Raw genomic sequence first — 18850 nt, 5'->3', positions numbered from 1 at the left:
TTCCCCTGTGCCCAGACTTCCTAAATCCGCCACACCCCTGCCGCGGATGCCGTAGGCTCACCACGACGAGTGGTCATGCCGTTGGCTGCTGTCTTGGACAGTGACGGACTGTAGAGCCTTCCGGTTCCACCTCCAACCCTGGGTTGCCCACCTGTTACCTGTCTTGAGTACGAGTACTCATCCTGGGTAATCAACTGTGCGCGATCTCGATCACCTCTTCGGGTGCCGCGTACGCTCACCGGCATGCGAGCCAGGAACGGCGTGCTGAAACTGCTTGGCCTGTGTCTGCTGGCCGGAGTGCTGCTGGCAGGCTTGTTGTTCCCTGTCGTGGGCTCGCTGGGGGTCGTGTCGAACAGAGCCAGCGACACGGTCGACAGCATCTCCGCGGACCTGGTCACGACCGATCCCCCGCTGATCTCCACGATCACGGACAAGGACGGCGCGCCCATCGCGTACCTCTACGACCAGTACCGGGTGCTCGTGCCGCCGGAGAAGATCTCCCCCACCATGAAAGCCGCGCTGGTGTCGATCGAGGACCGGCGGTTCTACGAGCACCAGGGCGTGGACTGGAAGGGCACGATCCGCGCCGGGCTGACCAACCAGTTCAGCGGCGCCGTGACGCAGGGTGCCTCCACGCTCACGCAGCAATACGTGAAGAACTACCTCGTGCACGTGGTGGCGCGGAACAACCAGGTCGAACAGCAAAAGGCGCAGGAGCAGACGATTGCGCGAAAAGCACGTGAAGCGCGCATCTCCTTGCAACTGGAACGCAAACTGGGCAAGGAGGAAATCCTCGCCCGCTACCTGAACGTGGTGCCGTTCGGCTCGACCATCTACGGGATCGCGGCGGCGTCCCAGGCGTACTTCGACACCACCGCCGACAAGTTGACCGTGGCGCAGTCGGCGATGCTCGCCGGGATGGTGAACAGCCCGTCCGCGCTCAACCCGGAGGTGTTCCCGGAGAAGGCGCTGGTGCGGCGCAACCAGGTCATCGACAAGATGGTCGAGAACGACAAGCTGTCGCGCGAGGCGGCGGAGGCGGCGAAGGCCGAGCCGCTGGGGCTGGCGAACCCCGTCCGGACGCCGCCCAACGGCTGCGTCGGCGCCGGCCCGGAGAACGGGTTCTTCTGCTCGTACGTCGTGAACTACCTGGAGCGCAACGGGTTCAGCCTGGAGCAGCTCAGGACCGGCGGCTACACCGTGCAGACCACGTTGGACCGCACCATCACCTCGCACGCCAAGCTCGCCGCCGAGGGGCAGGTGGCGAAGTCGAGCGACGGCATCGCCAACACGATGGCGGTCGTGCGGCCGGGCAGGGAGCGGCACGAGGTGGTCGCGCTCGTCGCGAACCGCGACTACGGGCTCAAGGCCGACCAGTTCCAGACCCAGTTCGACCTGCCGTCCGGTGTGGAGAACAAGTTCGGCGCCGGGTCCATCTACAAGATCTTCACCGCGGCGGCGGCGCTCGAAGCGGGCATGGGCATCGAGAGCACGATGGCCACGCCCCACTCGCACGTGTCGCGCGTGTTCAAGGGAGGCGGCGCCAAGTGCCCGTCGACCGGCGAGCCCAACACCCGGTGGTACTGCCTGAGCAACGACTCCGACTCGGTCCCGGCGCGGATGTCGCTGCAAACGGCGCTCCAGACCTCGCCGAACACCGGGTTCGTGATCCTGGAGGAGCAGCTGGGCATGGACCCGGTGGTGGACATGGCGTCGCGGCTCGGCATGCGCGAGACGATGGCCACGAACATCGCGGGCACCCGGCCCGACCCGAAGGCGCGCGACCGGCAGCTGCGGATCTCGCAGACCGAGTTCTACAAGTCCAACGGCGGCAACGCGTCGTTCACGCTGTCGCCCGCGCCGGTGTCCACGCTGGAGCTGGCGAACACGGCGGCGACGATCATGAGCGGTGGCGTGTGGTGCCCGCCGTCGCCGATCGGCAAGGTGCTGGACCGCAACGGTCAGCCGGTACCGGTCAACGAGGCGCCCTGCGAGCAGGCCGTGGCCGAGCCGTTGGCGAACGGGCTGGCGGCGGGCATGTCGAAGGACGACCAGACCGGGGGCACGGCGGCCGCGGCGGCGCGGCAGTTCAAGTGGACGCGGCCGATGCTCGGCAAGACCGGGACGACGGAGGAGTACAAGTCCGCGGCGTTCATCGGGGCGACGCCGGACTTCGCGGGGGCGGTGCAGACGTTCAACGACGGCACCAACCCGCGCGGGATCTGCGTCAACGCCGGGCCGCCGCGGTTGTGCGGCAAGGGTGACATCTACGGCGGCACGGTGCCCGCGCGGACGTGGTTCGACACGATGACGAAGATCCACGAAGGACTGCCGGTGCGCGGCCTGCCGCCGGTCGAGGAGCGCTACCTCAAGGGCGGCAGCGAGATCCGCGTGCCGGACGTGGTGGGGCGCAACGTCAACGACGCGACCCGCGTCCTGGAGGAGGCCGGCTACAAGGTCTCCGCGCAGAACCGCAACTCCGAGCAGCCGAAGGGCCAGGTCGTCAGCCAGTCGCCGCGCGGGAGCGCGCTGCGCGGCACCGTGATCACCCTCCTGGTCTCGACGGGCTACGTCCCCCCGCCGCAGCCGACCGACCCCACGACGGGGCAGCCGGCGCCCGGGCAGCCCGATCCCGGGCAGCCCGGACCGGGGCGGCCCGGGGAGCCGCCGGGTCGGCCGGGCGAGCCGCCGGAGATCACGATTCCCGTCGAGCCGCCCGGCCGCTGACCTGCGCCCGGCTCCCCGGCACCCGACCTCACCGGCACCCGACCTCACCGCCGCCGGGTTCGCCCCCGGTCGCCGGCCCGGTGCCGGCAGCTCGGACCGCGCTCCGCAGCCCTCGGCGCGGTCGTCCTGGTGGGCGGGTCGTCCTGGTGGGCGGGTCAGGTGGGGGTCGGGGTTCCGCTTCGTCTCAACCGATGTCCGGTAACAACGTTTCCGTACATCGTTCACCGCATCGTGTGAACGACTGCCGGCCTCAGGCCAGCTTCGCCCGCACCGCACCCGCCACTCGACCGCCCTCGGCGCGGCCCGCCACCTGCGCGTTCACCAGCTTCATGACCTGGCCCATCTGGCGCTGCCCCGGCTGCTCGCCGATCTGCTCGGCCACCTGCGCCACGGCGGCGTCCACCAGGGTCGCCAGCTCGTCGTCCGACAGCTGCGCGGGGAGGTACGCCTCCAGCACCGCGCTCTCCTGCCGCTCCAGCTCGGCCTGCTCGGTGCGCCCGGCGCCGGCGAACGCCTCGGCGGCCTCCTTGCGCTTCTTCACCTCGCGCGTGATGACCTTGAGGACCTCCTCGTCGGACAGCTCGCGCGCCACCTTGCCGGAGACCTCCTCGGTGGTCACGGCCGCGAGCGTCATCCGCAGCGCACCCGCCCGGACCGTGTCCCGGGTCTTGATCGACACCGTGAGGTCCGACTGCAACCGTGCCTTCAGCTCCGCCATGGGGCGGAACGGTACCGAAAGGCCCCCGTCCGCCCGAATCGGTCAACCCCCTACCCTCGACTTCGTGAACAAGCTGGGCCGAGCGCTGCTCACCACGACCGCCCTGGGCGCCACCGCGCTCGCCTACGCGGCGGGGATCGAACGGCGGCTCTGGGCGTTGCGCCGGGCCACCGTGCCGGTGCTCGCGCCCGGGTCGTCGCCGCTGCGCGTGCTGCACATCTCCGACCTGCACATGATGCCGGGGCAGGTGTCGAAGCAGCGGTGGGTGGCGGCACTGGACGAACTGGAGCCCGACCTGGTGGTCAACACCGGGGACAACCTCGCGCACAAGCAGGCCGTGCCCGCGGTGATCCGGGCGCTCGGCCCGCTGCTGAACCGGCCGGGCGCGTTCGTGTTCGGCAGCAACGACTACTACGCGCCCCGACCGAAGAACCCGGCGCGCTACCTGCTGCCGTCGGCGAAGACGAAGCGCATCCACGGCATCCCGCTGCCGTGGCGGGACCTGCGCGCGGCGATGCTCGAGCGCGGGTGGCTGGACCTGACGCACTCGCGCCACTCGTTCACGGTGGGCGGCGTGGACGTGTTCGCCGCCGGCCTGGACGACCCGCACCTCAAGCGCGACCGGTTCGACGAGATCAGCGGCCCCGTGCCGGACGTGGGGCTGCGCCTGGGCGTGACGCACTCCCCCGAGCCGCGCGTGCTGGACCCGTTCGCCGCCGAGGGCTACGACCTCGTGCTGGCCGGCCACACGCACGGCGGGCAGTTGCGCATCCCCGGCTACGGCGCGCTGGTGACGAACTGCGACCTGGACCGCTCGCGGGCGCGGGGCGTGTCGCGCTGGGGCTCCCGCACGTGGCTGAACGTGTCGGCGGGCCTCGGCACGTCGCCGTACGCGCCGGTGCGCTTCGCCTGCCGGCCGGAGGCGAGCCTGCTGACCCTGGTGCCACGCCCTGTCGACGCAGGTCAGAGCCGGTCGGGCACGGAAAGGGATACCCGGTTCGGAGTGGGCGGGAACGTCAGGTAGAGTTCTCCTCGTTCGAGCGGGTGACCGGTCGGACGAGCGGGACCGGGGTGTGGCGCAGTTTGGTAGCGCGCTTCGTTCGGGACGAAGAGGTCGCAGGTTCAAATCCTGTCACCCCGACCACACAGATCAGGGCCTGTCCGAGAGGTATTCGGACGGGCCCTGAGTCGTTTCCGGTCGTCATGTCGCTCCCTGCCGGGTGAGGTCGTGCCCGGTGTCCGGCGGGCGGGAATCCGGGACGTCGACGGCGGTGCGTCGCGGTCGGTGTGACCCGCGTCGGGGGTTCCCCGTGTGCCGTGGTCGACGTCCCCGGTTCTCTCCGCGTCACACGCCGCGCAGCGGCGGGTAGTCCTGCTCCGGTGGCGGCGCGAGCCGCTTGTTCAGGTCCTGGGCCTCTTGGAGCTGGTCTTCCAGGGTGACGATGCGGCACGCGGCCTCCAGGCCGGTGCCCCGGTCGACGAGTTCCCGGACCCTCGCCGCCAACTTGAGCTGGTGGCGGGAGTAGCGCCGGTGCCCGCCCTGCGAGCGCTGGGGCTCGATCAGCTTCACCTCGTCGAGGCTGCGGAGGAAGCCCGGTGTGGTGCCGAGCATCTCCGCGGCCCTGCCCATGGTGTAGGCGGGGTAGTGGTCGTCGTCGAACCTGTCCGCCGCGGTCTGCGGCTCGTTTGTCTCTGCCGGCATTGCACCTCCGCGCCACGAGGGCCCCGGTGCCGTAGCACCGGGGCCCAGGGTTATGGGTTCACTTCCATCATCCGACTGTGAAGTCGGCTTGTCACATCCGCGCTGCACGCCTCACTGACGACGATGAGCGCGAGGATCGCTTTTGCGTAACCGGAGACCACCTTCCAATCTGTCTGGAGTGCGGTACCCGCCCGACTGGTGTAGCCCGAGGCAGGCGATCCGATGGTGTGTGACCCTTCCCTTCTCCTCTGGTTACTTGCTTCCTTGATCCGTGCCTTGCCGTCTTGCTGCTTGCTGATCCTGCAACTTGCCGTCTTACCGGTCTTGCAACTGCCGATCTTGCTGGTCCTACTGGTCTTGCAACGTGCCAACTGCTGATCTTGCGGTCGTACTGCTTGCCAACTTCTCGTCGAACTCCGGCCGTCGACGTCCGGGGCACCCTTCGACTGCTCGCCCCGGTCCGGAGACCGGTACTGCTTCCCAGCTCACGGGCAGTTCGTCATCTCCCGTGCCGATGAGATCTTCTCCCTGTCGACATGGAAGATACTACACACAGGGATCATGGAATGTCTACCCCCGCCACCACAGATTTCCTCGATCGAGTGAGCAGGACGCCAACACCGGTGGTCACGGGCGCCGCGGCGGCCGGGAAGTCGACGGTGCGCCGCACCCTGGCGCGGGACCCGGGCTCCCTGGCCCTGGACGGCGACGTGATGGCCGCGGGCGCGGCGGCGGTGAGCGGCGGGCGGGCGGACTACCCGGCGTTCCGGCGCTCCCTGCCGGACATCGCGGGCGAGGTGGGCGGCGGGTGGACGTGGCGAAGCACGTGACGACCGACCGGCTGCCGAGGACCGCGGAAGTCATGCCACCGCGCACGATGACGGTGGTCGACACGACGACGTGGACGGCGGCGGAGACGGTGGCCCGGGCGCTCGCCCGGGCCACCGCCGCGAGCTGCGGGGATGTGGGCTAGCGGACGTGCGGGCGGAGTTCGGCCAGGCGGCGGAGCAGTTCGCCCACCTGGTTCCAGTCGAGCTTGGCCGACTCGCCGGGCGGGGTGTGGATGCAGACGTTGCCCTCTTCGGTCAGGGTGACCTCCAGGGTGCGCCGGCGACCGAGGGCGTCCACGCACCCGACACGACCGCCCTGCCGAACCGTGTTGTCGATCATCGGTCTGACCTCCCTGTGCCGCATTCGTCTTGACCGGTGATTCGTTCGGACGAACGTGAGCGTTACGCGTCACTCCCCGCTGTTGCCAAATTGCCCCAGGGCTAAATATCCGAACGAACGTCACGTTCTGTTAGTCCGATCGGGTGGAGGTTGCAGATTCAACTTACGGTGCGTAACAACGGTCAAGATCGACGCGACGACGAGTCAACGCAACCGCACCACAGGCTTCACAGCTCAGCGCCGAGGGCACCGCCAGCAGGGAGCAGCACCATGAGCCTCACCTCCACCGCCCGCCCGGACCCCGACAGCCGGCTCGTGCTCGTCACGTGGTCGCTGGTCGCGCTCGGCTTAGCCGGTTCCGCCGCGTTCCTGACCACCCCCGCCCGGGGCGCGGTCGCGGGCGTCGTGGCCGCGCTCGTCGGCCTCGCCGCCCACGCGCTGACCCGCGCGTCGGACGCGGTCGACCGCATCCTCGACGAGGAACTCGACCACCGCTGATCACCCTGCGCCACCACCGCCACCGGCGCCCGCATCACGCTGCGTCGAGGTGCGGGGCGAGGACGGGCCGGTAGGGGGTGCGGAGAGGCCCGGAACCGGCATCATCGCGGTGTGGCGGACATCGAGGAGCGCACGGCGCGGCGGCAGCACATGTACGGCACCCGGGACCTGGCCGCGCTGCCCGTCTTCGCCGGCGGGTTCATCAACTTCGGCTACTGGCGCGACGTCGACCTGAGCGGCCCGATCACCGTCGAGCAGCGCGTCGCCACCCAGGAGGCCCTCTACGACGTCGTGCTCGACGCGCTCGCGCTCCGACCGGGCGACCGGGTCGTCGAAGTCGGCTGCGGACACGGCGTGGGCACCCGGCGGGCGCTGCGGCACGACCCCGCGCTGGTCCGCGGCCTGGACCTGGTGCCCGAGCAGGTCGCCCGCGCCACCGCGGCCAACGACGACCCGCGCGCGGCGTTCGCCCTGGGCGCGGCCCACGACATGCCGTTCGACGACGGCTCGTTCGACGCGCTGCTGTCGGTGGAGGCCGCCCAGCACTTCGAGGACGTCGCGGGGTTCGCCCGGGAAGGCGCTCGGGTGCTGGCCGGTGGTGGCCGGTTCGCGCTGACCACGTTCTTCGCCACCAGCGCCGCCGCCGCGCCGGAGCTGGTCGCGGCGGTCGAGTCGTTCGCCACGGGCCTCGACCTGGCCCACCCGGTGGACGACGTGCTCGGGCACCTGCGCGCGGCGGGGTTCGCCGACGTGGCCGCGGTCAGCATCGGCGAGCACGTGTGGCGCGGCCTGGACCGCTGGCTCGAACTCGGCCCGCGCCCCGACCACTGGGACCGCGCGTACCACCGGGCCGCGCGGCGCGGCCTCGTCGACTACTACCTGGTCACCGCGCGGAAGCCGGCAGGATCGGGGGTGTGACGACGCACCCGACCGCCGACGTGCCCGACCCCCTGTTCCCCGACCCGGACGCCGAGGCCCGCTGGCGCGCCCGCTTCACGGCGCCGCGCGTGAGCCTGCCCGGCTGGGCGGACGACGCGCCGGACCGCAACCTGTACCTGTCGAACTCCAGCGGCGTGTGGGAGCTCTACGCCTGGGACCGCGCCACCGACTCCCACCGCAAGGTCACCGACCGGCCCAACGGCACCTCGCACGGCGCGCTCACCCCCGACGGCGAGGCGATCTGGTGGTTCGACGACACCGACGGCGACGAGTTCGGCACGTGGGTGAGCGAGCCGTTCGAACCCGGCGGTGAGGCCCGGCCCGCCGTGGAGGGCGTGCCGGCGGGCTACCCCGCCGGGCTGGAGATCGGGCACGAGGTGGTCGCGATCGGCACGTCCACCGACGACGGCACCACCGTGTACGTCTCGCGCGGCGGCGCGCCCGCCGAGGTCGTCTACGCGCACGAGAACGACGGCGGCGTGACCGCGCTGTCCAAGGACGAGACGCTGCTCGTGATCGCGCACTCCGAGCACGGCGACAACCGGCACGCCGCGCTCCGCGTGATCACGCCGACGGGTGAGAAGATCACCGAGAAGTGGGACGGTCCCGGCAAGGGCCTGGACGCCATCGCGTTCAGCCCGGTGCGCGGCGACAACCGGCTCCTGGTCGGCCACGAGCGGCGCGGCAAGGACGAGCTGCTGATCTGGGACGTCGCCGCGGGCACCGAGACCGAGGTCGTCGTCGACCTGCCGGGCGAGATCAGCGCCGACTGGTACCCGGACGCCTCCGCGCTGCTGGTGGCGCACACCTTCCGGGCGCGCAACACGCTGCACCGCTACGACCTGGCGACCGGCGCGCTGACCGCGCTGGACACCCCGCACGGCACGGTCGGCGGCGCGCACGTGCGGCCCGACGGCTCGGTGGAGTACTCGTGGTCCTCGGCCGCCCGGCCGGGCGTGGTGCGGGTGCTGGCCGCGGACGGCGACGAGCGCGTGCTGCTCACGCCCCCCGGTCACGAGGCGCCCGCCTCGGTCGACCTGACCGACGTGTTCGTCGGCGACGTGCACGCCCTGGTCGCGCGGCCCGAGGGCGCGCCGGACGGTCCGCTGCCGACCGTGTTCCACCTGCACGGCGGCCCGCACTCGGCCGACGAGGACCGGTTCTCCGCCTACCGCGCGGTGTGGCTGGACGCCGGGTACGCCGTGGTGCACGTGAACTACCGCGGGTCGACCGGGTACGGCTCGAAGTGGCGCGACGCGATCGAGGGCAGGCCGGGGCTGACCGAGCTGGAGGACGTGGCCGCGGTGCACGACTGGGCCGTGTCCAGCGGGTTCGCCGACCCGGCGAAGTGCGTGGTCAACGGCGCGTCGTGGGGCGGCTACCTGACCCTGCTCGCGCTGGGCACGCAGCCTGAGCGGTGGGCGGCCGGGGTCGCGGGCGTGCCGGTGGCCGACTACCTCGCCGCCTACGAGGACGAGATGGAGCCGCTGCGGGCGTTCGACCGGGCACTGTTCGGCGGGTCGCCCGAGGAGCTGCCCGAGCGGTACCGCGAGTGCTCGCCGCTGACCTACGTGGACGCGGTGCGCGCGCCCGTGCTGGTGCTGGCGGGCGAGAACGACCCGCGCTGCCCGATCCGGCAGATCGACAACTACCTGGACCGGCTGGCCGGGCGGGGCGCGGACTACGAGGTGTACCGGTACGACGCCGGGCACGGCTCGCTGGTCGTCGCGGAGACCATCCGGCAGACCGCGGCGGAGGTCGCGTTCGTCCAGCGGGTGCTCTGACCGGGTCTTGAAGGAGGGCGAGGGCCGCCGGGCGACTCCGGCGGCCCTCGCCCTTTGCAGGCCTACCGGCGTTAAGCCGGATCGTTCGAGCCGCTACTGAAATCGTCTGCCCCGGACGGAAGACACCATCAGCATCCACGAGGTAGTCCAATTGGGCCGGAATACCGCACTACTGCGGCCCGATCCCCCTGATTGTTATTGAACGCTGAACCAACCGATAGATACGAGACTGATTCGTACAAATAGACCATGTGACCGTGTTCGACAAGACCGGCCGACTCCAGGGCCCTGAGGCAGGCGATTCAAGCTGTGATCTAATACCACTCGCCTCAGTGACCACGTTGGGGTGACACAACTCCATCTGCTCACTCCGCGATCGCCGGGTTCGACCACCGGCTGTCGAACCCCGACCGTGGGGTAGCCCCGACCTGGGGGGAGGTGAGATGAACAGTCCCAGGTCCGAAGGGAACGCGGGTCCTCCCGAGGAGCCGTCAGCCGACGCCGAAGCTCGGGCGATCCCCGAGAACACAGCTCCGTCGACCGAGCCGACGGATGGCACCCCCGACGCCCGAGGAACCAGGAAGACGATCAACTGGCGAAAAATCGCCAAGTTGATCGCCTCCTGGACCCTCCGAACAGTGATCGCCTACCTGACCGCGAAGTACTGGGGAAGCGACCACTGATCTTCCTGCCGCGTTGAGAGGAGGCAGTGCTGCCCGGGACGAGCGGGTAGGTGGGTTGCCGCCCACCGCCCGCCGTTCCGGGCCCCTTGGCCGAACACCACACCCAGAGGAGGAAGACCCACCTCTGACCGGGATCCAGCAGTTCGTCCAACTCAACACGTCTTGTTATAGGTCAGCGGAGTCCGACTGCCCCACACAAGACTTTGAGATTGTACGTCGCACCTGGTCAGGGGTCTAACGCTGTGGAGCCCCAGTGACCGACACCCTTGATCACCCGCTGACGTCGGCGGATCTCGCCGAGTCGGCGGCAACTGGCGAGCGCGGGCGGCGCGACGCTGAACATCCTCGCGACCACCGACTGGAAGCCGACGCCCGACTGGTGGAGGCTCTTCGCGCAGACGGCGTCCAGGGGAGCCTCTGGGACCGACTGGTCGAGACGCTGGCCGCGTACGGACTCCCCGTCGTCAAAGCCTGGATCCACTCGGGGAGGATGTTCGCAGAGTCCGCCCACCGAGGACGTCCCTTAGAGCATTCATGGGCGATCGACACCGAGGCGGTCGAGGACATGGCCGCCGACACGGTCGTTGACGCCATTCGATTATTCCGCGAACGCATCGCTTCGGGTCATTGGGACTCCGCTCAGGGCACCTTGCTCAACACCTACTTCATCGGCGCGTGCGTCCTGAGCTTTCCGAATGTCTTCCGCCGCCACGAGCGCATGCACCGCCGGACCGAGCGAGCGGTGCTGCCGTCCGAACCGTCCACGATCGAGGAGATGCTGGACAACTTGATTGAAACGCGCTCGCCTGAAGATCTCGTCGTGGAGAACGTCCGGATCGAGTGGGCATTAAAAAAACTGAGCGGACGAGCGGCTGAAATTTTATACTTAAGCGCTCACGAAGTCTCACACGAGGAAATCGGCGAACGACTCGGGCTTACGCCGCGGGCGGTCGAAGGTCGGCTCAGGCGTGCTCGCAGCGAAATTCGCCGGTGGTTGGGCGGCACGACAACGAAAGGTCGATCTCCTGCTGTGCCGTGCACAGCGGGATGATCGGTGCCCCCTGCCGCCTGGGCACCGGCTCCGAAACCACCGTTGGACCGTTGATGCGGTCAGGACGAACCAGCGACCGCTCCTCCGACATTCCGGGGCCGTCGGAAGCACCGACGGCCCCGTCGAGCATGCTGCGCTACGCCCGGATCAGGCCTGCTGCGCCTGCCACATCCAGTGGGCCTGCTCCAGGTTGCGGGTGATCTCGATGAGCAGGTCCTGGGTGACCAGGTCGGGCTTGTCGACCTCGTCGATGCGCGAGCGCAACCGCTCGATGAGCTTGGTGAGCATCGTCACGACGGCCTCGACGACGTCGGCCTCCTTGAGCCAGCTGTCCGGGAACTCCGGCACACCCGACCCCTCGGCCACCGTCCTGGCCTTGCCGTTGGGTGAGATGCCCAGCGCGGCGGCGCGCTCGGCGACCTCGTCGGTGTAGGTCCGCGCGGTCGTGACCAGCTCGTCGAGCTGGAGGTGCACGCTGCGGAAGTTCTTGCCGACCACGTTCCAGTGCGCCTGCTTGGCCACGAGGGACAGGTCGATCAGGTCGACCAGGGTGGCCTGGAGGACCGTCCCCACCGCGGCCTTGTCGGCGTCGGACAGCGTGCTGGTGATCGGGCTCTTGCTCATGTGGCTGGCTCCTCCTTCACACGGTGGCGGTGACGGCCACCTCGATGTTGCCGCGCGTCGCGTTGGAGTAGGGGCAGATCCGGTCCGCGGCGGCGACCAGCCGGTCGGCGACGGCCTGCTCCACACCGGGGATGTGCGCGACCAGCTCCACGGCCAGCCGGAAGCCGCCCGCGTCGTCCGGGCCGATGCCGACCTCGGCGTCGACGGTGGTCTCACCGGTCGTCACCTTGGCCTGGCGGGCGGCGACCTTGATCGCGCTGTGGAAGCACGCCGCGTACCCGGCGGCGAACAGCTGCTCCGGGTTGGTCTTGTCCCCGCCGGGACCGCCCAGCTCGGTGGGCGTGGCGAGCTGCTCGTCGATGACGCCGTCGGAGGACCGGACCTCGCCGTTGCGCCCGTCCCCCGCCGCGGTGGCCCTCGCCGTGTACAGCACCTTCATCGTCACGTTCTCCCTCGAGCCGGTGGTGTCGTCGATCGTTCCAACACCCGGCCGGGGCCGGACCACACCCGGTGGTGCGGCAGCTCACGCCCCTGGGAGAGGTACCCGCTAACCCGCCTTCGACACCGCGAACTCCACCACCTGTCGCCCGATCGTGCGGAGCTGGTCCGCCACCGCGGGCACGGAGCAGCCGCCTTCGAGGTCGAAGTCGACCTCGCGGGAGTTCAGGGCGGCGCCGAGCGGGGTGGGCCAGCCGCGCAGGGCGTGCACGATCGACCGCAGGGCGGTGAGCGTCGTCACGGACGCCTGCCAGCCCTGGGCCGCGGCCACGCAGCCCACCGCCCGCCCGTCGAGGTAGGGGCGCTCGTCCCCGCGCAGGTCCTCGACGTAGTCCAGGGCGTTCTTGATGAGGCCGGAGACGGTGCCGTGGTAGCCGGGCGAGACGAGCACCACGCCGTCGGCCACGCGCAGCGCCTCCACGAGGCGGCGGGCGTTGTCCGGCCGGCCGGGGACGGACGGGTCGTAGAACGGCAGCACCAGGTCGGGGCCGGCGACCTCGACGACCTTGGCGCCGGCGTCCGCGGCGCCGGCCAGCGCGATGCGCATGGCGCGCTCGGACTGCGAATTGGAGCGGAGCGACCCGCCGATGCCCACCACGGTGACCGTCATGCCCCCGATCCTGCCACCTCGACCTAGCTGGAGGTCCACTACTCGCTTCGGTGCTTACCCGCGAGTAACGTGCGTCGCATGTCGAAGCTCGCGGAGTCGCTACCACCCCGTGTCCTCGCCGGCGCGCTGCGCTTCGCGTTCGGCCTGCCCGCGCCGCTGCGCAGGCTGATCGCCGGGCGCCCCGTCACCCTCGACGGGCAGGAGCTGCACCCCGAGGCCCAACTGCTGCTCAAGCTCCAGCGGATCGGCGGCGAGGACTGGCGGACGAGCACGCCGGCCGCGAACCGCGCCGCGCTGGCCCGCAGCACCCGACTGGTGTGCGGACCGGTCATCGGCGGCGTGGCGGTGCGCCCGCTCGACCTGGACGGCGTCCCGGGCCGCTTCTACGAGCCGACCTCGCTGGCGGCCGGGTCGCCGCTGCTGGTCTTCTACCACGGTGGCGGGTGGGTCTCCGGCGACCTGGACAGCCACGACAACCTGTGCCGGTTCCTCGCGGTCGAGGCGGGGGTGCGGGTGCTGTCGGCCGACTACCGGCTGGCGCCCGAGCACCCGTTCCCGGCGGCCGCGGACGACGCGCAGGCCGCGTTCGAGTGGGCGGTGGCGCACGCGGACGAGCTGAAGGCCGACCGCGACCGGATCGCCCTGGGCGGCGACAGCGCGGGCGGCAACCTGGCCGCGGTGACCGCCCTGCACGCGGGCGCGGTGAAGCCGGTGTTCCTGCTGCTGTTCTACCCCGCGGTGGACGCGTCGGTGCGGCGGCGGTCGCGGGAGCTGTTCGGCGACGGCTTCTTCCTGACCGACGAGAAGATGGACTGGTTCCTCGACCACTACGCGCCGTCCCGCGAGGCGCACAGCGACCCGAGGCTGTCCGTGCTGCTGGCCGAGGACCTGAGCGGGCTGCCGCCGACCTACCTGGCCACGGCCGGGTTCGACCCGCTGCGCGACGAGGGCGAGGCGTTCGCCGAGAAGCTGGCGCGCCAGGGCGTGCCGGTGGTGCTGCGCCGCCACCCCGGCCTGTTCCACGGGTACGCGAACATCCTCGGCGTCGGGGGCGTGTTCCGGGAGGCGGTGGCCGAGGCGGTCGGCGCGCTGCGCACCGGGTTGGCGCCGGCCGACGCCCGGCAGGACGTGCCCGAGACCGCCTGAGGCCCCGGTCCCGGCCGGCGGCGGAGGTGGGACGAGGGGCCGCCCGGCGCTGATCCGGGCGGCTCCTCCCTGGTCACGCGGCTCGCGCGACCACGTATTCGGGTGTCGGCGCGCTCACCTGCCGAAGGCGGCGGCGATCTTGTCGCCGGTCTCCTTGTCGATGTTGCGCCAGTACTCGAACACCCGCTCCAGCACCGGCTCCGACACGCCGTTGCCCGCGTGCGCCACGACGGTCCGCACGAGGCGCTCGCGCTGCGCGTCGTCGAACACCTCGCGGACCAGGGTGCCCGCCTGGCCGAAGTCGTCGTCCTCCGCGTGCAGCCGGTACGCGGAGCGCACGACCTCGTCCTCGACGCCGTAGGCCGACGCCGTCTCGCCGGCGGTCGCGGCGTCGGCGTGCGGGCCGCCGTGCGAGTTGGGCGCGTACACCGGGTCGGTGGCGTTGCGGTACGCCATCGCGCCGTCCTTGGAGTACGAGTTCACCGGTGACGTCGGCCGGTTCACCGGCAGCTGCGCGTAGTTCGCGCCGATGCGGTACCGCTGGGCGTCCGGGTAGGAGAAGATCCGGCCGATCAGCATCTTGTCCGGCGACGTGCCGATGCCCGGCACCAGGTTCGTCGGCGCGAACGCGGCCTGCTCGATCTCGGCGAAGTAGTCCTGCGGGTTGCGGTCCAGGACCAGCGTGCCGACCTTGATCAGCGGGTAGTCGCCGTGCGGCCACACCTTGGTCAGGTCGAACGGGTTGAAGCGGTAGCCCTCGGCGTCCTCGTACGGCATGACCTGCACGTGCAGCGTCCACGACGGGAACTCGCCGCGCTCGATGGAGTGCCACAGGTCGGCGCGGTGCGCGTCGGCGTCCTCACCGGCGATCCGCGCGGCCTCCTCGGAGGTCAGCGTCTCGATGCCCTGGTCGGTCTTGAAGTGGTACTTCACCCAGAACCGCTCGCCGGCCGCGTTCTCCCACAGGTAGGTGTGCGAGCCGTAGCCGTTCTGGTGCCGCCACGTCCTCGGGATGCCCCGGTCGCCCATCAGCCAGGTCACCTGGTGCGCGGTCTGCGGCTGGAGGGTCCAGAAGTCCCACTGCATGTCGTGGTCGCGGCGGCCGGTGTCGGCGCGGCGCTTCTGCGAGCGGATGAAGTCGGGGAACTTGATCGGGTCGCGCAGGAAGAACACCGGCGTGTTGTTGCCGACCAGGTCGTAGACGCCCTGCGTCGTGTAGAACTTCAGCGCGAAGCCGCGCGGGTCGCGCCAGGTGTCCGGGGAGCCCAGCTCGCCGGCGACGGTGGAGAAGCGCAGCAGCGTGTCGGTCCTCACGCCCGGCTGGAACAGCGCGGCCTTCGTGTAGCGGCTGACGTCCTCGGTCGTCTCGAAGTGGCCGAACGCGCCGCCGCCCTTGGCGTGCACGACCCGCTCCGGCACCCGCTCGCGGTTGAACTGGGCGTTCTTCTCGATCAGGTAGTGGTCCTGGAGCAGGATCGGCCCGTTCGCGCCGAGCGTCAGCGAGTGGTCGTCGCTCGCGACCGGGATGCCCGCGTTGTTGGTGGTGTGACGCGATTCGGTCACGCTTCCAACTCCTTCTGTCAGTGTGACGGTCAGCGGGCCCCCTGGCGGGCAGGGGTGCCTCGGCAATCGGGGCAGAAGCCCCAGAACAGGACTTCCGCCTCGTCCACGGCGAAGCCGGCGGTGGTCGACGGCTCCAGGCAGGGCGCGGCGCCGTGGACGCAGTCGACGTCCTCGGTCCGGCCGCACCCCCGGCACACGAGGTGGTGGTGGTTGTCGCCGATCCGCGTCTCGTAGCGCGCCGGGTGCCCGGCGGGCTCGATCCGGCGCAGCAGCCCGGTCCGCGAGCACGTGTTGAGCACGTCGTAGACGGCCTGCGTGGACACGGCGCCCAACCTCGTCCGCACGGCCTCCGCGACCTGGTCGGCCGTGGCGTGGGGGTGTTCGACCAGCCATTCGAGCACCGCGACCCGGGGTGCGGTGATGCGCAACCCGGCGTCCTTGAGCAACTCGCGTGGTCCTGGGGTCATTGCTCCTCCACTACACCAGCTTTTCTGGAACGAGTCAAGAAAACGAGTGGTTAAAGCTCTTGCGGGGACAGGTGAAGATGAACTCGTGAACGTTGCTAACTACCTCGCCGTCCTGCGGGCTCCGCGCGTGCCCGGCTTCATGCTGCTGATGCTCCTCGCCCGGATACCCGCGACGGCGGCGGGCATGACGATCACGATGCACGTCCTGCTCGGCCTGGAGCGCGGTTACGGCGAGGCGGGCCTGGTCGGGGCCCTGTCGACCCTCGGCATCGCGATCGGCGCGCCGCTGATGGGGCGGCTGGTCGACCGGCGCGGGCTGCGCGCCATGCTCGCCCTGTCGATGGTCACCGAGGGCGTCTTCTGGTTCGTCGCGCCCCTGCTGCCGTTCCACGTGCTGCTCATCACGTGCTTCCTCGCCGGCCTCACCACCATGCCGGTGATGTCGATGGGCCGGCAGATCCTCACCGCGCTCGTCCCCGACTCCTCCCGGCGCACCGCGCTGGCGATGGACTCGATGGCCGTCGAGGTCTCGTTCATGGCGGGTCCGGCGCTCGGCGTCGCCCTCGTCACGCAGGGCGGCAGCCGCACCGCGATGTGGACGATCGGCACGGCGATGGTGCTCGTCGGCGTCGTGCTGTGGCTGGTCGACCCGCCCGTGCGGCGCGAGGACGACGACTCCGGCCGGGTGCCGCGCCGGCAGTGGCTCGACGGGCGCATGGTGGGCGTGCTGATCAGCGCGGGCGGTGCGACGTTCGTGCTGTCCGGCGTCGAGGTGTCGCTGGTGGCGTCGATGCGCGCGCTCGACCTGACCGGCTGGACGGGCGCGATGGTCGTCGTGATGTGCGTGGCGTCGCTGGTCGGCGGCTTCCTCTACGGCGGCCTCCGCCGCGTGCCGCCGCTGTGGGCGCTGATGGGCGGCATGGGCGTGCTGGCCATCCCGATCGGCCTGTTCGACGCCTCGCCGTGGTGGCTGGCGTCGGCCCTGGTGCCGACGAACTTCCTGTGCGCCCCCACCATCACCGCGACCGGGGAGGCGATCACGACCCACGCCCCCGCGTCCGCGCGCGGCGAGGCGATGGGGCTCCAGGGTTCGGCGTTCACGCTGGGCGTGGCGCTCGGCCAGCCGTTCACCGGTTTCGTGATCGACCACAGCTCGCCGGCCTGGGGCTTCGCGACGGCCGGGCTGGGCGCGGTGGCGATCGCGCTGCTCACCGTGCTGCTGGACCGCCGGGTCGGCGGCCCGCGCTACAGCTCGGCCAGCGCCCGGTAGAGGCGTTCGATCCCGGGACGGGCCGCGGCGTAGTGGCGGACCGCCGCGGGGTCCGGGCTGATCGTCTTCACGGGCTTGACCAGCTCCGCGGCGACGGTGAGGTCCGGGAACTCGCCGAGCGCCCGCCACGCCACCAGGGCCGCGCCCACGCCCGAGCCCTCGCTGTCGTCCGCCAGCTCCAGCTCCAGGCCCAGCGCGGACGCCAGCACGGTCGCCCACAGGTCGCTGCGGAACGCGCCGCCGGTCACCCGGACCGCGTGCACGTCCGCCACCGAGCGCACCGCGTCGAGGACCAGGGCCAGCTGCTGCGCCACACCCTCGACCAGGGCGCGGGTGATCTCGGCCCGGCCGTGCTCGCGGCGCAGGCCGACCAGGGCCGAGGTCGCGTCCGGGTCCCACCAGGGCGCGCGCTCGCCGAGCAGGTAGGGCAGGGCGGTGACGCCGTTCGCACCCGGCGGGACGGCGGACGCCTCGTCCAGCAGGTCGAGCAGGTCCGCCTGGAACGTGTCCTCGGCCCACTGGGCGACCACACCGCCGTTGCTCACCGCGCCGCCCAGCACCCACAGGTCGTCGGCGATCGCGTAGCAGAACACCCGCCCCCGCTCGTCCACCGCGGGCGAGGAGCGGACCACGCGCAGCGCGCCGCTCGTGCCCAGGGACACCGCCGCCACGCCCGGCACGACGGCGCCCACGCCCAGGTTGGCCATCGGACCGTCGCCGCCGCCCAGCACCACCGGCGTGCCGGGGGCCACGCCGGGCACGGCGAAGGTCAGCGGGAACGAGTCGGTCGGGGCGTGCAGGCCGGGCAGCTGCTCGGCGGTCACCCGCGCGAACGCCAGCGCGTCGGCGTGCCAGGACCGGGTCCCCAGGTCCATCAGGCCGGTCGCCGACCCCGACGAGTGCTCGGTGACGAGCTCGCCGGTGAGCTTGAGCGCGACGTAGTCCTTCAGACCGCACCAGCGGTCCGCCGTGATGCCGTTCTCGGCGAACCAGGCGAGCTTCACCAGCGGCGACATGGTGTGGATCGGGGTGCCGGTGGCGCGGTGCAGGGCGGTGCCGCGCCCGGTGCCGCGCAGCTCGGCGGTCTGCGCCACGGCCCGGTTGTCCGCCCACGACAGCGACGGCGTCACCGGGCGGCCGGAGGCGTCCAGGCCGAGCAGCGTGTGCATGGCCCCGGTCAGCGAGATGGCGCGCACCGCGTGCCCGCCGGTCGCGATCTCGCGCAACCCGGTGAGCGCGGCCGTCAGGACCTCGTCCGGGTCGTGGGTCGCCTCACCGGAGGGCGTGGTGCGCATCGGGTAGTCGTGCTCCACCGATGCGACCACGCCCGCGTTCCGGTCCACCGCGATGACCTTGGTCGCCGTCGTACCGAGGTCGATCGCCAGCACTACGTCCGCCAT

The 18850-nt window shown here is 71.1% G+C and carries 19 protein-coding genes and 1 tRNA gene; 11 read left to right on the top strand and 9 right to left on the bottom strand.

The window, feature by feature from the left end:
• Window positions 1-243: 243 nt before the first annotated feature.
• Window positions 244-2727, top strand: coding sequence for a penicillin-binding protein (locus tag CKY47_RS04760; protein WP_306744352.1), 2484 nt, complete (start codon window positions 244-246; stop codon window positions 2725-2727).
• Between the two features lie 250 nt (window positions 2728-2977).
• On the opposite strand, the gene CKY47_RS04755 is transcribed toward CKY47_RS04760, so the two are convergent.
• Window positions 2978-3445, bottom strand: a complete 468-nt coding sequence (locus CKY47_RS04755; protein ID WP_306744351.1) for a GatB/YqeY domain-containing protein — start codon at window positions 3443-3445, stop codon at window positions 2978-2980.
• Between the two features lie 73 nt (window positions 3446-3518).
• On the opposite strand from CKY47_RS04755, the gene CKY47_RS04750 reads away from it, so the two are divergent.
• A complete protein-coding gene (locus tag CKY47_RS04750; protein ID WP_371320619.1) occupies window positions 3519-4469 on the top strand; it encodes a metallophosphoesterase in 951 nt (316 codons plus the stop codon).
• 43 nt (window positions 4470-4512) lie between these two features.
• A tRNA-Pro gene (locus CKY47_RS04745) sits at window positions 4513-4589 on the top strand.
• Window positions 4590-4790: 201 nt separating this feature from the next.
• Here the strand turns inward: CKY47_RS04745 and CKY47_RS04740 are convergent.
• Window positions 4791-5147 (bottom strand): MerR family transcriptional regulator, encoded by a 357-nt coding sequence (locus CKY47_RS04740; protein WP_306744349.1) that lies wholly within the window; start codon window positions 5145-5147, stop codon window positions 4791-4793.
• Window positions 5148-5749: 602 nt separating this feature from the next.
• On the opposite strand from CKY47_RS04740, the gene CKY47_RS04735 reads away from it, so the two are divergent.
• Together CKY47_RS04735 and CKY47_RS04730 are read left to right on the top strand one after the other, a co-directional pair.
• Window positions 5750-5977: a nucleoside/nucleotide kinase family protein gene (locus CKY47_RS04735; RefSeq protein WP_306744348.1), complete on the top strand. Its 228-nt coding sequence runs from the start codon at window positions 5750-5752 to the stop codon at window positions 5975-5977.
• Entirely contained in the window at window positions 5956-6120 is a 165-nt protein-coding gene (locus CKY47_RS04730; RefSeq protein WP_306744347.1) for a hypothetical protein, read from the top strand. The genes CKY47_RS04735 and CKY47_RS04730 overlap by 22 nt, the downstream gene beginning before the upstream one ends.
• On the opposite strand, the gene CKY47_RS04725 is transcribed toward CKY47_RS04730, so the two are convergent.
• Window positions 6117-6317, bottom strand: a complete 201-nt coding sequence (locus CKY47_RS04725; RefSeq protein ID WP_306744346.1) for a hypothetical protein — start codon at window positions 6315-6317, stop codon at window positions 6117-6119. The genes CKY47_RS04730 and CKY47_RS04725 overlap by 4 nt on opposite strands.
• A gap of 270 nt (window positions 6318-6587) precedes the next feature.
• Between CKY47_RS04725 and CKY47_RS04720 the strand changes: the two genes are divergently transcribed.
• From CKY47_RS04720 to CKY47_RS04705, 4 genes are all read left to right on the top strand, one after another.
• Window positions 6588-6815 carry a hypothetical protein gene (locus CKY47_RS04720; RefSeq protein WP_306744345.1) on the top strand — a complete coding sequence of 76 codons (228 nt, stop codon included), beginning with the start codon at window positions 6588-6590 and terminating at the stop codon, window positions 6813-6815.
• Window positions 6816-6926: 111 nt separating this feature from the next.
• Window positions 6927-7733 (top strand): class I SAM-dependent methyltransferase, encoded by an 807-nt coding sequence (locus CKY47_RS04715; protein ID WP_306744344.1) that lies wholly within the window; start codon window positions 6927-6929, stop codon window positions 7731-7733.
• Window positions 7730-9538 (top strand): S9 family peptidase, encoded by a 1809-nt coding sequence (locus CKY47_RS04710; protein ID WP_306744343.1) that lies wholly within the window; start codon window positions 7730-7732, stop codon window positions 9536-9538. The genes CKY47_RS04715 and CKY47_RS04710 overlap by 4 nt, the downstream gene beginning before the upstream one ends.
• Before the next feature lie 936 nt (window positions 9539-10474).
• On the top strand, window positions 10475-11272 hold the full coding sequence (locus CKY47_RS04705) for an RNA polymerase sigma factor (RefSeq protein WP_306744342.1): 798 nt from the start codon (window positions 10475-10477) through the stop codon (window positions 11270-11272).
• 147 nt (window positions 11273-11419) lie between these two features.
• Here the strand turns inward: CKY47_RS04705 and CKY47_RS04700 are convergent, their stop codons facing one another.
• The 3 genes from CKY47_RS04700 to CKY47_RS04690 all read right to left on the bottom strand — a co-directional run bounded on the left by CKY47_RS04700 (window position 11420) and on the right by CKY47_RS04690 (window position 13004).
• The gene (locus tag CKY47_RS04700) at window positions 11420-11896 is read right to left on the bottom strand and encodes a Dps family protein (protein ID WP_306744341.1); all 477 of its coding nucleotides are present in this window, start codon (window positions 11894-11896) and stop codon (window positions 11420-11422) included.
• A 16-nt stretch (window positions 11897-11912) separates the two neighbouring features.
• A complete protein-coding gene (locus tag CKY47_RS04695; protein WP_306744340.1) occupies window positions 11913-12335 on the bottom strand; it encodes an organic hydroperoxide resistance protein in 423 nt (140 codons plus the stop codon).
• Window positions 12336-12443: 108 nt separating this feature from the next.
• The gene (locus CKY47_RS04690) at window positions 12444-13004 is read right to left on the bottom strand and encodes an NADPH-dependent FMN reductase (RefSeq protein WP_306744339.1); all 561 of its coding nucleotides are present in this window, start codon (window positions 13002-13004) and stop codon (window positions 12444-12446) included.
• Window positions 13005-13082: 78 nt separating this feature from the next.
• Between CKY47_RS04690 and CKY47_RS04685 the strand changes: the two genes are divergently transcribed.
• Window positions 13083-14150 carry an alpha/beta hydrolase gene (locus CKY47_RS04685; RefSeq protein ID WP_306744338.1) on the top strand — a complete coding sequence of 356 codons (1068 nt, stop codon included), beginning with the start codon at window positions 13083-13085 and terminating at the stop codon, window positions 14148-14150.
• Between the two features lie 114 nt (window positions 14151-14264).
• Here the strand turns inward: CKY47_RS04685 and CKY47_RS04680 are convergent, their stop codons facing one another.
• Both CKY47_RS04680 and CKY47_RS04675 read right to left on the bottom strand, forming a co-directional pair.
• Window positions 14265-15713, bottom strand: a complete 1449-nt coding sequence (locus CKY47_RS04680; protein ID WP_306744337.1) for a catalase — start codon at window positions 15711-15713, stop codon at window positions 14265-14267.
• Between the two features lie 29 nt (window positions 15714-15742).
• Window positions 15743-16180 (bottom strand): Fur family transcriptional regulator, encoded by a 438-nt coding sequence (locus CKY47_RS04675; protein WP_306744336.1) that lies wholly within the window; start codon window positions 16178-16180, stop codon window positions 15743-15745.
• Between the two features lie 85 nt (window positions 16181-16265).
• Here CKY47_RS04675 and CKY47_RS04670 point away from each other — a divergent pair, with 85 nt between their 5' ends.
• Window positions 16266-17450: an MFS transporter gene (locus CKY47_RS04670; protein ID WP_306744335.1), complete on the top strand. Its 1185-nt coding sequence runs from the start codon at window positions 16266-16268 to the stop codon at window positions 17448-17450.
• Here the strand turns inward: CKY47_RS04670 and CKY47_RS04665 are convergent.
• The gene (locus CKY47_RS04665) at window positions 17426-18850 is read right to left on the bottom strand and encodes a gluconokinase (protein WP_306744334.1); all 1425 of its coding nucleotides are present in this window, start codon (window positions 18848-18850) and stop codon (window positions 17426-17428) included. The two genes, CKY47_RS04670 and CKY47_RS04665, sit on opposite strands and share 25 nt — an antisense overlap.

This window comes from Saccharothrix longispora, assembly GCF_030852425.1.
Lineage (GTDB): Bacteria > Actinomycetota > Actinomycetes > Mycobacteriales > Pseudonocardiaceae > Actinosynnema > Actinosynnema longispora.
This window is presented reverse-complemented; position numbering and strand designations above follow the sequence as displayed.